14 protein-coding genes and 1 pseudogene are annotated in these 12298 nt (G+C 58.8%); 4 read left to right on the top strand and 11 right to left on the bottom strand.

Annotation, left to right across the window (positions count from 1 at the left end; genetic code table 11):
- Positions 1–31 precede the first annotated feature (31 nt).
- From BB934_RS03315 to BB934_RS03295, 5 genes and pseudogenes are all read right to left on the bottom strand, one after another.
- The gene (locus BB934_RS03315) at positions 32–295 is read right to left on the bottom strand and encodes a hypothetical protein (RefSeq protein ID WP_099508362.1); all 264 of its coding nucleotides are present in this window, start codon (positions 293–295) and stop codon (positions 32–34) included.
- A 232-nt stretch (positions 296–527) separates the two neighbouring features.
- Positions 528–896, bottom strand: coding sequence for an FtsX-like permease family protein (locus tag BB934_RS03310; RefSeq protein ID WP_099508361.1), 369 nt, complete (start codon positions 894–896; stop codon positions 528–530).
- A 114-nt stretch (positions 897–1010) separates the two neighbouring features.
- Positions 1011–1968: pseudogene (locus tag BB934_RS03305) on the bottom strand (IS630 family transposase).
- Between the two features lie 225 nt (positions 1969–2193).
- Positions 2194–2856: a Crp/Fnr family transcriptional regulator gene (locus BB934_RS03300; protein WP_099508360.1), complete on the bottom strand. Its 663-nt coding sequence runs from the start codon at positions 2854–2856 to the stop codon at positions 2194–2196.
- Between the two features lie 225 nt (positions 2857–3081).
- The gene (locus BB934_RS03295; protein ID WP_099508359.1) at positions 3082–3336 is read right to left on the bottom strand and encodes a DUF6894 family protein; all 255 of its coding nucleotides are present in this window, start codon (positions 3334–3336) and stop codon (positions 3082–3084) included.
- A gap of 1333 nt (positions 3337–4669) precedes the next feature.
- Here BB934_RS03295 and BB934_RS03285 point away from each other — a divergent pair.
- A complete protein-coding gene (locus tag BB934_RS03285; protein ID WP_099508358.1) occupies positions 4670–5047 on the top strand; it encodes a response regulator in 378 nt (125 codons plus the stop codon).
- Positions 5048–5145: 98 nt separating this feature from the next.
- Positions 5146–6285 carry a sensor histidine kinase gene (locus tag BB934_RS03280; protein WP_237050163.1) on the top strand — a complete coding sequence of 380 codons (1140 nt, stop codon included), beginning with the start codon at positions 5146–5148 and terminating at the stop codon, positions 6283–6285.
- A 376-nt stretch (positions 6286–6661) separates the two neighbouring features.
- Here BB934_RS03280 and BB934_RS03275 read toward each other — a convergent pair whose 3' ends face one another.
- From BB934_RS03275 to BB934_RS03255, 5 genes are all read right to left on the bottom strand, one after another.
- Complete coding sequence (locus tag BB934_RS03275; protein WP_099508357.1) at positions 6662–8398, bottom strand: adenylate/guanylate cyclase domain-containing protein; 1737 nt, start codon at positions 8396–8398, stop codon at positions 6662–6664.
- Between the two features lie 168 nt (positions 8399–8566).
- Positions 8567–8845 carry a hypothetical protein gene (locus BB934_RS03270; protein ID WP_099508356.1) on the bottom strand — a complete coding sequence of 93 codons (279 nt, stop codon included), beginning with the start codon at positions 8843–8845 and terminating at the stop codon, positions 8567–8569.
- A gap of 126 nt (positions 8846–8971) precedes the next feature.
- Positions 8972–9244 carry a hypothetical protein gene (locus BB934_RS03265; RefSeq protein WP_099508355.1) on the bottom strand — a complete coding sequence of 91 codons (273 nt, stop codon included), beginning with the start codon at positions 9242–9244 and terminating at the stop codon, positions 8972–8974.
- 56 nt (positions 9245–9300) lie between these two features.
- Positions 9301–9603, bottom strand: a complete 303-nt coding sequence (locus BB934_RS03260; protein ID WP_099508354.1) for an SWIB/MDM2 domain-containing protein — start codon at positions 9601–9603, stop codon at positions 9301–9303.
- Between the two features lie 35 nt (positions 9604–9638).
- The gene (locus BB934_RS03255) at positions 9639–10346 is read right to left on the bottom strand and encodes a sigma-70 family RNA polymerase sigma factor (RefSeq protein WP_237050162.1); all 708 of its coding nucleotides are present in this window, start codon (positions 10344–10346) and stop codon (positions 9639–9641) included.
- Positions 10347–10491: 145 nt separating this feature from the next.
- Here BB934_RS03255 and BB934_RS03250 point away from each other — a divergent pair, with 145 nt between their 5' ends.
- Entirely contained in the window at positions 10492–10947 is a 456-nt protein-coding gene (locus tag BB934_RS03250; protein ID WP_099508353.1) for a YybH family protein, read from the top strand.
- An 83-nt stretch (positions 10948–11030) separates the two neighbouring features.
- Positions 11031–11537 (top strand): arsenate reductase ArsC, encoded by a 507-nt coding sequence (locus BB934_RS03245; protein ID WP_099508352.1) that lies wholly within the window; start codon positions 11031–11033, stop codon positions 11535–11537.
- A 65-nt stretch (positions 11538–11602) separates the two neighbouring features.
- Here the strand turns inward: BB934_RS03245 and BB934_RS03240 are convergent, their stop codons facing one another.
- A complete protein-coding gene (locus BB934_RS03240) occupies positions 11603–11959 on the bottom strand; it encodes a DUF1330 domain-containing protein (protein ID WP_099508351.1) in 357 nt (118 codons plus the stop codon).
- Between the last annotated feature and the right edge of the window lie 339 nt (positions 11960–12298).

Here is a 12298-nt window from a genome sequence, read left to right as displayed (position 1 = left end):
CTGACTATCATCCCCTGGGGCACATTCATCCTTAGCGGTGTTCAATGACGGTATATTCCGCATCGATAACACCATCTTCGGGCTGCCTTCGTTGCGCCCGGCGCAGCCGACGCCGGAGATAGAAGGATAGGGCGATGCCGCCGATCAGCATGACGGGCAGTACAATGAAGAGCCCGACGAGCATGATGGTCAAAAGGACAGCTCCCGCCAAAAACAGGCCAGCGAGCCTCATCATCGGGGCCCATACCCGACCCGAGCCGATCGTAGCGCTCCGACCGGCATGGTCCATTTGCATCGTGGTCTCCTTTGCAGCCTGGGAGAGTCAATGGGACTGTAGCCCGTGAGCAGCTCCCAGTGTGTTCCCTGCACAGCATACGGAACGAGTGGGCATGATAATCCCGATCTTCGCTTGAAATGAGTCCGGCAGCATACTGCTCCAGGCGACAGGATCCCTGCGAGGCCGCCGAGCCCTGCTCCGGCCGCACTCGCATCCCCACCGGCACTAAGCCCGATCCATAGGAGGAGGATCAGGCGCTCAATCGTCGCGCGATTTCTCCACGCCCGCGGGGCAGGGAGCCTGTACCGGCGAACACTCCTGCTGCTCCCGCGGCGAGAATGCCAAGAACCAGAGGGAGAGCGAAGGGAAGTAGCCCCGGTTCCCACGGGATATGCATGGCCTCGGTTGTCAGCCACCAGCCGCCGATGAGGCCAGCCGTTCCTCCGACTGCGGCGGCAAGGATACCCACGGCTGCGATCTCCATCAGGCGCGCCATCGCCACCTCCCGGCGGGATGCCCCGACCAGGGAGAATACGAGGGCCTCGCGGGCCCGTGCATCCGTAGTCTGTCGCGACGTCGCTGTCCTGAACGAAAATACCCAAGACGTGGCCTTTTGCATCGGTGATCGGCTGATAGACGAAATTCACAAAGCGCTCCTCAAGGAGGCTGCCACTGAGCATTTTGGGATCAGACAGCCGGTTCAATGATTTCAGAGAGTTAGAGCATCGGACGGTTAAACGGACGCATATCCGGCAGCCTTAAGGTAGTTCCAGCACTCTTGTGGTTCGAACAGGTTGCAGATCTCACCGAGCGCTCGCCAGAGCGCGTCGAACGTTCGGGCCTCGGCCTTGCGCAAGTGCGCTTTGATCTTGGCAAAGGCCTGTTCAATTGGATTAAGATCAGGCGAATAAGCAGGTAAAAACAGGAACCAGGCTCCGCGTTGCTTCAGACACTGAGCGGCCTTCTCGCTCTTGTGGACAGCCAGGTTGTCGAGGATCACCACATCGCCTTTGCGCAGCGTCGGCGCGAGCTGCGTCTCAATGTAAGCCTCGAACGCCAACCGGGTGATCGGGCCATCGATGATCCACGGCGCGCACAACTCGTTGCACCGTAGCCCAGCCAGAAAGGTATGGGTTTTCCAGTGTCCAAAGGGAGCTTTCATGCGTAGGCGCTGGCCCCTGCGGCTCCGCCCGCGCAGGCGCGTCATCTTGGTGTTGACATACGTCTCGTCCAGGAACACCAGCCGGTGCGTCTCCTGGCGCATGCGCGGCTGGCGCTGGGCATGCCAGACCCGGCGCTCATCCCGCACATCGGCGCGTGCGCACTCCGCCGCCATCAGGCATTTTTTTATATGAGAAGCCGTGCCGGCACAGGAAGCGCGAGAGCATCGCGGGAGCCGCAACGATCCCATGCTCAGTCAGCAGCCTTGCGGCCAGCTCGGGCATGGTGATGGCCGGCTCGGCCTCGACCGTCTGGATCAAGAAGCTCTCATAGGGCACCAGCTTGCTGCGTCCGGGCGGACGGCCTTGCCGGGCCGGTGCCGGCGAGCCGAACCGCCGCTTCCGCTGCACCAGCTTGATGGCGAAACTCTCGCTGACGTCAAAGTGCTGGGCTGCCGCCCGGCAGGAATGACCTGCATCGACAAAGTCGGCGACGCGCACCCGCAGATCCAGGGAATAGCAATGACCCATAATCCACCTCCCAGTCCAGGCAGTGAATCACAGCTCGGCCTCGCACAGAAGCCAGGAGTCTCATTTCCGGTCCGAGGCTCTAACTGGTGCTTGGGCGCGGTGATAGTCCAAAGCTTTGTCTGCGCATCCTGAGCATGGGCCGCGTCGAGGCGGCCCGGTCCATTGAGCATACGATCAGTCAGTGCAGCCCCGACCATCGCTCAGTTTCTGGGTAAATGAATGCAGTCAGTCCCGCTCGATTTGCTGGCTTAGGTGTAGGTAGTCAGGATTGTATTGGCCTTCCTTCTGAAGGCGCTCCCAATCATTGATAACCACACTCTTTCCGCGTGAGGTGATCAACCCGTCGCCCCGGAGTTCTTGCAAGATGCGGTTGACGTGGACGGTCGTAAGCCCGAAGGCATCGCCCAACTCTTCTTGAGTGATCCGCAGGTCATAGCCGTGGTCCTTCGTCAGGCCCACGGCTTCGAGGCGGTCGTGCATCTCACACAGAAAGTGCGCCACCCGGTTGCGAGCATCCATTCGTCCGAGCGTCATGATCCATGTGCGATGCACCGCAGCGTCAATGAGTGTCGTGAGCCAGAGCACCCGAGTGAGGTAGGGATAGTTCTTCGTAATCTCGCGAAGATCACTGTGCGGGACGGCAGCCACCGTGCAGGGTGTGAGCGCACCAACACCGTCCTCCATCTTCTTGAGGAGGAAGCTGTGGAGGTCCATAAAATCGCCGGGGACGTGAAAAGCCGTGATCTGCCGTTTCCCACCAGCCAGATGCTGGTGACGGGCAGCAAAGCCCTTAAGAACGAGACTGCTGTGGGACTGGGTGCTGCCCTCGGGCACCACCTCCTCATGCGCCTTGTAGGTGGTCACCCGAGACGTGATCTGCTGGATCACTTGCTTCTCCTCATCGGAGAGGGGGCCATGTGGTTCGAGCTTGGCAAAATGAGTGGATGTGACACGCGCGTACCCCTGCTAAGTTCGAGGACCGGTGTTCTCTAATGATCTTAGAAGAGAATAAGAGCGCTACAAGGACGAAACTGGCTTTGGGACGCCATGTTGTCCCGCCTTCGTCCATTTCCTCTCGGCTCGGGTCTCTCCCGAGCTTGACCCTTGCCAGCCTCAGGCCGCTCCGCGCAGGCGTGGGGGCAGGGCCTCAATGAACGGAATCGTCATCAACTCCCGACCGGCCTTGTTGGTTATGACGATGGCATCGTCAAGCGGAACATCGTTCCCGCGTTTGATAGCTTCTGCCAGAATGTCTCGGATGCCTTCAAGGGCATCCGCCCGATCCGCGTCGAGGTCGGTAAGCTCAATCCCATCAGTGTCATGGATAAGCTGGTCGCCCTGTCGAATATGGCGGTAAAACCAAGGCATGCGCCTCAACTATTGAGATCATTTGATGTTCCTCGGTTCAGGAGTGATCTGCCTCCGTAAACCTCATCGGCCACTCTGGGGCACAGTCTGACGGCTCAATTATCCATGTCCCGCTGCAAACGACCAAGCCCAGCAATCAAGTAGCGGTCGGCACGGTCAAAAGCCGTGTCAACTGTGCTCGCTCAAAGCTGGCCTCCCTTCTGGACATCACTGGTGAGGCTGAACTTGGACCTGACAGTGTGACCAAAGCGGCGCTGGCTACGGGATAGACTGCCGCTTCAACCCTTAAAATGGTCAAGTCTGCTGGGTGAAGGTTTGGCGATTGCACAAACACCGCTGTTGGTGAAGACGCTCGCAAAAACTTGACCCTTGCGGCCTCCGGTGTAGATTGAGAACAATTCGAGAACATGAATCGGCAGGCCAAGGGGCGACTCCTGATGGAGGATCGTAATGCTTGGTGAAGTGAATTTTCACAGCAAGCCGCAATGGCACACATGGGCTGAGTACAGCGTCCTCGCTGCATCCCTCATCCTTGCGATCACGGTTGCTGCGAGTGTCTAAACCCTAGATGAAGACTGAGCCCAGTGTGGTGCAGGTCGGCCCACGTTACTGCTTTGGCTTCGGGCATGATCAATGCGAGCCAATGCAGCCTCAATCTTCGGCGGCAAAGGCTGGCAGATGATGTCGGCATAGAAGCTGCGAAGGTCCTCGCCGATGGTCCGCAGAAGTTCCTCATCAGACACCAGCGACACCCGACTTCCGCCCTCGCTGATGCTCCCCATCGTCGCCTCCAAATCACCGCCTCGGTAAAAGTAGCGAGGCGCTGAGAAACCGTTAACCACATTGTTAACCATATTCGCGAGTGGCTGTGGATAACGGGAAGAACGTCGGATTTTCACACATCAGGTACTTGCCTGTTCCCGACCGCGACGAAACCGGCGATTGCCAGTCCTGGCGCTGTAATCAGCCGTATCGCTGGATAAAGCCTTAGCCAGAGCAAGAAGATACGATGCTCGCATGGAACTCTCCTCGTCAGCAGCTATAACGTCGTGATGTTAGTCGTCTCGGATGGAACAGCGAATGGAACTCTCAGGTGAGTATAGGATTAGTTGAGCAGACGGACCCCTTATCCCCGCATTCCCCTTGTGCAGCGGGTCCACGACTTGCGAGAGATTGCTCGACCCGGCGCTCCTGAGAGCAGCCGGGTTCTTTTTTGTCATCAAGGCATAGCCGCTTGGTTCATGCCGCCGACCACTGCTGCTTCACCATAATCTCAATGGCCAAGTTTAGGGGTTCAGTTTAGATTCAAGGCAGATGGCCGTAGGCGGACCGCATGACTAAGCTCGCAGGCAGCAAGCCGCTTGTCCTCGTCTTGGAGGACGAGGCCCTCATTGCCTTCAATCTCCATGATGAGTTGCAGGATGCAGGCTATGCGGTGGCTGGTCCTTTCACGACCTGCTCTGCCGCCCTGGAGTGGCTTCAGACAGGCACACCTCAGACTGCCATTCTGGATGCGGCACTGAAGGATGGTTCGTGCCGCGAGATTGCCCTGGAACTAAGCCGCCATGGAGTGCCGTTCCTGATCTACTCGGGGCATCATGAGGACCGTCAGCTTCTGGCCGAGTTCCACCATGTCACCTGGATCGAAAAGCCGGTTCCGTCTGCTGTTCTGGTCCAAGCCTGTCAGCAGCTTCTGGTCGGCGGTCTCTAAATTGCCTGGGGAAATCAGTCGCTTCGCGTGAACGCTTGCACATCCAGCACGTTTTCATGGGTGGTCTCAGCGGTAAGTGGCGCGTAGTGGACAACAAAATGCAGTCTGTCTCGACGGAAGATGACCGGCTTGCAACCCTGCGCAGCTACCGGGTTCTCGACACGCCGCCAGAACCTGCGTTCGACGATCTGGTGCAGCTTGCCGCCCGTGCCTGTCAGACTCCCATTGCCCTGATCAGCCTCATCGACGAAGGCAGGCAGTGGTTCAAGGCCGAGGTGGGACTCGGGGTGCGTGAGACGCCTCTCGACCGCTCGATCTGCCTCAGCGCCATGCTTGAGCCGGAAATGACCATCGTTCCAGACCTAGCCGAGGACCCTCGCTTCGCTCACAACCCGCTGGTGACAGAGGAGCCGCACCTGCGCTTCTATGCCGGGGCGGTGCTGCGAACACCGGATGGGGTGCCTTTGGGAGCACTATGCGTGTTCGACCGCGTGGCCCGTGACCTTACGGAGGAGCAGGCTTCCACCCTCACGATGCTGGCGGGACAGGTGATGTCGCAACTGGAACTGCGCCGCGCCATCGCCGAGCGGGATGATGTGCTGGAGGCCAATCGCAGGTTTGAGCAGCGGCAATCTCTTCTCGTCAGAGAGCTTCATCACCGGGTGAAGAACACCTTGGCGACGGTTCAGGCGCTGGTCGGAGCCACGGGTCGGTCCAGCGGCAGCTTTGACGAGTTCTACCGCTCATTCTCGAACCGCATCGTTTCTTTGGCAAAGACCCACAACCTGCTGACCGAGGATTACTGGCAGACCGCACCGCTGCGGGGGATCGCTCTCACCGAACTCAAGCCGTTTGCCGAGGGCCGACAGCCTCGCTTCATGTTGATTGGTCCACCCGTGGAGCTATCGGCTGATCTGGCGGTGCCGGTTGGCATGGCACTCCATGAACTGACCGCTAATGCCATCTGCTATGGGGCTCTGTCGGTCCCAGGCGGACACGTCCAGGTTCGATGGAGTGTGACTCAGATCGAGGAGGTCAGGAAGCTTCATCTGGAATGGAGGGAGTTCGGCGGTCCTATTGTAAGCGAGCCGCAGCACCAAGGGTTTGGCACAACCCTCCTCCAGCGGATTCTGCCCATGCAGTGCAAGGCCGAGGTGGAGGTCCAGTATGACCCGCAGGGCTTGCGGTTTCGGATGGACGCGCCCTTGGTCGAACAGCGGCTGGTTCCAGCCTATTGATAGCCTGCAAGATCAAGAACCAGATGGAGCCAAGATCAGCCTTTGGTACTCCTTCTCGTCCCTGACGCCGCTTTCTTGGAAGACCGACCCTTGGTCGAGGGCCGAATCTTGGATCGCGTTGTCTCGTTCAACATTGCCTTCGGCTGTCGCTGCATCTCTGCCGTCCAAAAGCCACGGGCAGCGCCAGCCCACGTGTTTGCAGCAATCAGCCAGAGGCTCGGCAAAGGTTCTTCGTCATATCGAACTCAGCCTCCCGGAGCCTGTACGTGGATATGGTACGGAAGGGAGAAGCGCTTTTACGTGCTCTGAAGGAACGATCATCCATTGTGGATGGCTCAAGTCATCCTCACAGGTAGACATTTAGATGGCGTTGACCCTATTCGGGGAGACCCGCCAATCGCAATCCAGTCACGTATCGAGCAAGGTCGTTTGGGTTGGTGTATGGCGCTTGGGCGGCAAAGCGACTGATCGAGAACGCTGGGTTGATCTTTAACAGTTCCGCCACCGCATGTTTGGCATCTTCAAGCCGTCCAAGCTGGGCGTACGTAGCTGCGAAGAGGCGGTAGGCGGGTCCTGGCTGCGCCATCCGCTGGAGGTATCCTAGTGCCCCTTTGTAATCCCCGCAGAGATAGTAACCGGCTGCAACATTCCAAAGATATGTGTCTGGCTGATGGGGGTTCAGATGCAGGGCCAATTCGCCAACCTGAATGGCCTCCTGTGGTCGCCCAACATATGTAAGCGCATCACACATATCACCGAGAAGATCAGCATGGTTTGGGCTGAGGGACCGAGCCCGTTCATAACAGGCTATCGCCTCCTCAGGTTCTCTTCGCCAAAGATGGATTAGACCCAACGCCCAATGACACTCGGCGTCATTCGGGTCCAATGTTGTTGCTGTGACCGCAGCATCAAACGCTTCGGCAAGCACAGTGGCTGGGTCAGACGGTTCGTTCCACCGGAAGCTTAGGATTTTCGTCCGTGCCAGCCCGAGATATCCGCGTGAGTATTGAGGGTCCACCTCGATGGCTTTGACGAACATGCTGATGGCACGACGGCGATCAACTTGGGCCAAGCTCCGCTCAAGGTGGCGTCCGCGAAGGTAATAATCGTAAGCAGCCAAGTTTGCAGGCGGCTTGGTTAAGGCGAGATAGCGCTCATGCCCTTCAAGCTCAATCTTCAGGGCCGCTGGTATGCTCCGGGCCAGTTCATCTTGAACAGTGAAAATATCATCCAACTCGAAATCATACTTCTCAGCCCACACACCTTCCCCTGATGGGCCGGTCAGTTGAGCGGTCACGCGGCCATGATGGCCGGAACGACGGACACTTCCCTCCAGGAGGTAGGTTGCGCCTAGATCAGCCGCTGGATGTCCGATCCGTTGTGGGTCAGGGCGCGAACTGCTTGGGATGATCACAAGCCCGGAGAAGCGGAGGAGGGCGGCGATAAGGTCATCTCTTAGGCCCTCTGCGAAGTAAAGGTGTTCACGATCTTCGCTAAAATTCTTGAAGGGGAGAACAGTGAGAGATGGCTTATCGGAGAGAGTGGCAGGCGGCTTCGGCACAGTGGGTGAGCGTTCTGAGGAATCGGCTGGAAATGCGTACGCCCTGATAGGCTCCTCAATATTCTTCATCTGCTGAAGCCCAAGATCAGTGAACGACAACGAAAGTGTTTTGCGCACATAATCGTGCGCTGCTCCGGAAATGCAGATACCTCCTGGGTTAGCGAGCCCCTGAAGGCGCGCCGCTATGTTCACCCTGTCGCCGAGCAGATCACCGCCACGGACAATCACGTCACCGACGTGAATCCCGATCCGGAATTGCAGGTGGCATTCCTCGGGAGCGTCCTGGCTCGTTTGCGCGAGGGCGTTCTGGATATCTACAGCACATTGAACAGCATCCACCGCGCTTGGGAACTCGGCCAGAACACTATCGCCCGCCGTATTGGCGATCCGACCACCATATTCGGCAATCAGCCTGTCTGTGATCTCACGGTAGGTCGCTAGAGTCCGAAGAGTTCCGACCTCATCCTGGCTAATTAGACGCGAGTAACCTGCCACGTCGGCGGCGAAGATCGCCGCCAGCCGCCGCTCGACCCTGTGCTCCTGCCGATCCATGGGACCCTCGGTGCCGTTCCAGAGGGAATTCTGCTGCCGGTCGGGCAGGGTGTCCAGTCAGGGATGATTGTCTCATTCCCGCCCACGATGTCTACAGCCCCACCGGCCCCCGAGCGTCAGCCTTTCTCGCGCCAGAAATTAGTGACTTAAATCCGAGGCTCGACTTGGCTACTCGTTTTGCGGCGGCTGTGCGGGTGTAGCGGCTGGGTTGGGTTCCTCAAGTACGCTCGCTTCCGGCGTGAGCATAACGTCTTCCTTCGGTGGTCCCTCACCCGGAACCTCAACAGTCTTGCAATCCTTCAGAACCGCATTTTGCATTTCAAGGTTCGATGCCTGTTTCAAGCAATCGTCATAGCTTGAAAACAGCTTCTCCCAAGCCTGAGCGATATGTTGTTCGGTGGGGTTTGCGCTGCTGAGGATGAAGATCAAAACGTACTTCACGGCCATGGGTGCGACCCTCCGACCCTATGAAGGGTTAAACTCGCCAGCCGTGATGCCGTTCACAAAGCCGAGCTTACGGTTTCGACCGTTGTGAAGAGAATGAACTTCGAAGCCTTGATTGCAGCGGTCAGTTCAGATTGCCTCTCGTCCGAAGGCACCATTTGGTGTGTGCAGATGATCGAACTCTGCCAACAGCCAGAACTCTCTCAGCAGGCGCAGGCGCTTGAGCACTGGGCTGACTGTCGCGAGCGTGCTGTTGCGAGGCTGGAGCGTAAGGTCGAGCGCTTGCTTGATCAGAAGCGAGTGGAACAGGCTGCACGTCTTCGCTGCGCAGCCCATTACCTGCGCCAAGCTGCGCTCCGCGAGCGTCTCCACGCCGCCGCCTTGAGAGAACGGCTCAGCCATTAAGCTGCGACGTAGTTCCCCTCTTGCAGGCTTGCTTTGCTCACCGCTCAGAGAATTCACTTGAGATGCTGGGCAAGGTGCTTGTTCATCTCGAACATGCTCACCTTGTTCTTGCCGCCGAACACCGCCTGAAGCTTCTCGTCCGCCATGATCTCGCGCTTGTTCTGCGGGTTCTGGAGCCTGTGCGCCTTGATGTACTCCCAGACCTTGCTCACCACCTCCGGGCGCGGCAGGGGTGCCGAGCCGACAATGGCAGCCAATTCCTGCGAGGGCTGTAACGGCTTGAGGAAGTTAGAAGTCTGCTCCTGGGCCACACCCTTGGCTGATTTCGCCGGTTTCTTAGGTTCTGAAGTCGGCATGTGTTCCTCCACTCCGGGTGGAACTAAGGACGGTTTCACATGGAAGCTACGGCGTTCGAGTGTTGAAGGGCGGCTTGCATCAGCCGATCCGGTCCGAGATCGTGCCGGTTCTCCATCTGCAACATCGCGGCAAGCTGGGTGCGAGCCCGGTTCACCCGGCTCTTGATCGTGCCTTCCGCGACACCGCAGCGAGCCGCCACATCCGCATAGGTCTCGCCGTGCTCAGTCACCAGGAGGAGAGCCTCGCGCTGCTCCAGCGGCAAGCGCACCAATGCCCGTTGAACGTCGTCCAGAAACATCCTGAATTCCTGCTCGGGCTGCACCATCAGGCGTTGGGCGAAGCTGCTGTCCGGGTCCTCGACCTCCCGTCTGTACTTACGATGCTCTGAGTAGAAGCTGTTGCGCAGGATGGTGAACAGCCATGCTTCAAGATTGGTGTCGTGCTGGAAGTGATCCAGGTTTGCCCAAGCCCGCAGGAGGGTACTCTGCACGAGATCATCACTCCGGACCGGATCGCGGGTCAGAGACAGCGCAAAGGCTCGCAGGTGGGGGAGACAGGCGGGAAGGCGGTCGCGCATGTATTTTGAGCGACGGCCCGCGCAGACCTCCTCAACAAGGGCAAGATGCTGCGTATGTGAGGGCGGATGAATGTGCCGCAGCCGCGCCAGCTTGCGCCGTGCCGACCGGCTGCGCTCTGACTCCTTGAGCGCGGGATGGCTGTGTTGGCGGGCGGCGGTGATCATGGCCTCGCTCCACCTTCACCATACACCTACGGTTGCCTTTCAACCAGCCTATTCGGTCGCGAAACTGGCTTCTGCGGGCTGCTTGACCGCCTATCGACGCAAGCGCACCATGCCTGTCACCTAGCCTCGGCTTTTGGAGCCTGTCATGGCTGAACAAGATGGTGATGTCGCCTTGATCCGCCGCTGGTTCCAGAAGCTCCAACTCTGCATCCAGGCGGTGGATTTCGTCGGTTCCCGCCCACTCGTCGCCGACGACATCATCACCTTTGGGACCTTCGCAGCCTTCACTGTTGGGCGCGAGGCAACCGAGCAAGAGCAGTGGCGTCACGTCTGGAGCCATATCGACCAGTTCCGCCGGCGTCTGGATGATCTGCGGACCATCATCTCAGCCGACCGCCTCACGGCGGTCGGCATGGCGGTGTTCGAGTCCACCGGCTACACTGAGAGCGGCAAAGCGTTTGATCGGCCCGGACGGGCGACGATGGTGCTCGGGCGGCAGGCTGCGGGCGAGGAGTGGATCGCCCAGCACACGCACGTGTCGCTGTTCCCTGGCACCCCCTCACGCTCCTTCACCAAGCGGAAGCATCCGCCTGCTTTGTAGCGGAGACAGCGCAGCCAACCGGAGGAGCTTGGCGCTTCGGACCAAGGGGCTGAGGCGCAATGTCTGCCACGGGAAGGTCACCCATGACCGAGCGAAACTACAATGTTCTGTTCCTCTGCACCAGCAACTCTGCCCGCTCGGTCTTAGCCGAAGGCCTCCTGCGCAAGGACGGCGAGGGCCGCTTGAGAGCCTACTCGGCAGGCAGCGAGCCGAAGGGCGCGGTCAACCCGCTGCCCCTGAAGGTGCAGGGTGACCACGGCTATCCAACTAACGGAATCCGCTCGAAAAGCTGGGATGAGTTCGCGGCTCCGGAAGCGCCTGTGATGGATTTTGTGCTCACCGTCTGCGACAGCGCGGCAGGTGAGGCGTGTCCGGTCTGGCCAGGACACCCCTCAATCGCGCACTGGGCCATCGACGATCCCGTCGCTGTCGAAGGTTCCGACGCCGACAAGGAGCAAGCTTTTGTTCGCGCCTTCCATGCCGTGAAAAGCCGGATCGACACATTCCTCCATCTGCCGCTGGTCAGCCTTGATCGGTTCACGATGGGCACTCGGCTTCAGGCCATTGGTCATGTGGAAGCAGCAGGCTGACTCCATCAAGGGGAACTGACCTGCATTAGCGGTAGGCTGTGACCGAGAAGCGCAAGGCGACAACGTCAAACCGGTGTGCCTGGGTCGCTCTCTGAATCCTGGATTTCAGCCAGGATGGGCTCGGGCGTGAACGGCGAGCGCTCAACCAGCAGCACCTTGGCCATCGCGCCAAAGGCCCGCAACTCGTCGAGAACATGCTTCATCGGTTCCGACGCTGCGGCTTGCCGAGCCTCCTCCATGGTGCGGAATTCCAGCAGGGTGAACGTGTCAGGGCTGTTCTGATGAGCGGCGCGATAGGCCATGAAAGATATGGCCCCAGGCATTTTCAGAAGCTGGGTGATCCAGTCTTGAACGTGTCGGTTGTAGTTGTTCCAGTTCCGGGTGTCGGTCGGACGGTCATATTGAAACATCAGATAAGCCATGGGCCACCTCCGGGTCAGCGCATCTGAGATTCCGTCTCCGCTATCAGCGGCTCTCTCACTCCCCAGACTTGATCGCGAAAACGTAGATCAGAACAACAGCAGCCATCAGGAGCAGCGCGATCAAGGTTTGGGAGAGCATCACATGAAACCCATGATCACAGCCCCACAAAACAAGAATGCGAGACCAGCAACAATGAGCGCTTCGTTCTCAAAGGAAACGTAAGACTTGATTCTTCTGAACATCAGGCCCTCCGCATCTCATGGAAATATACGCTGTCCTCAGCGGCAAGGATATGTCCGTGTCAGCTTAAGATGCCTGGGAGCAAACGCCGCTTTGGT

This window comes from Microvirga ossetica (genome assembly GCF_002741015.1).
GTDB lineage: Bacteria > Pseudomonadota > Alphaproteobacteria > Rhizobiales > Beijerinckiaceae > Microvirga > Microvirga ossetica.
This window is presented reverse-complemented; position numbering and strand designations above follow the sequence as displayed.

What these genes read in the sequence shown, in the direction of transcription:
- BB934_RS03245 (WP_099508352.1), top strand. Translation starts at nt 11,031, where the DNA reads ATGACCGAGCGAAACTACAATGTTCTGTTCCTCTGCACCAGCAACTCT.
- BB934_RS03315 (WP_099508362.1), bottom strand. Translation starts at nt 295, where the DNA reads ATGCAAATGGACCATGCCGGTCGGAGCGCTACGATCGGCTCGGGTCGG.
- BB934_RS03260 (WP_099508354.1), bottom strand. Translation starts at nt 9,603, where the DNA reads ATGCCGACTTCAGAACCTAAGAAACCGGCGAAATCAGCCAAGGGTGTG.
- BB934_RS03250 (WP_099508353.1), top strand. Translation starts at nt 10,492, where the DNA reads ATGGCTGAACAAGATGGTGATGTCGCCTTGATCCGCCGCTGGTTCCAG.
- BB934_RS03280 (WP_237050163.1), top strand. Translation starts at nt 5,146, where the DNA reads ATGCAGTCTGTCTCGACGGAAGATGACCGGCTTGCAACCCTGCGCAGC.
- BB934_RS03310 (WP_099508361.1), bottom strand. Translation starts at nt 896, where the DNA reads ATGCAAAAGGCCACGTCTTGGGTATTTTCGTTCAGGACAGCGACGTCG.
- BB934_RS03255 (WP_237050162.1), bottom strand. Translation starts at nt 10,346, where the DNA reads ATGATCACCGCCGCCCGCCAACACAGCCATCCCGCGCTCAAGGAGTCA.
- BB934_RS03240 (WP_099508351.1), bottom strand. Translation starts at nt 11,959, where the DNA reads ATGGCTTATCTGATGTTTCAATATGACCGTCCGACCGACACCCGGAAC.
- BB934_RS03265 (WP_099508355.1), bottom strand. Translation starts at nt 9,244, where the DNA reads ATGGCTGAGCCGTTCTCTCAAGGCGGCGGCGTGGAGACGCTCGCGGAG.
- BB934_RS03270 (WP_099508356.1), bottom strand. Translation starts at nt 8,845, where the DNA reads ATGGCCGTGAAGTACGTTTTGATCTTCATCCTCAGCAGCGCAAACCCC.
- BB934_RS03285 (WP_099508358.1), top strand. Translation starts at nt 4,670, where the DNA reads ATGACTAAGCTCGCAGGCAGCAAGCCGCTTGTCCTCGTCTTGGAGGAC.
- BB934_RS03275 (WP_099508357.1), bottom strand. Translation starts at nt 8,398, where the DNA reads ATGGATCGGCAGGAGCACAGGGTCGAGCGGCGGCTGGCGGCGATCTTC.
- BB934_RS03295 (WP_099508359.1), bottom strand. Translation starts at nt 3,336, where the DNA reads ATGCCTTGGTTTTACCGCCATATTCGACAGGGCGACCAGCTTATCCAT.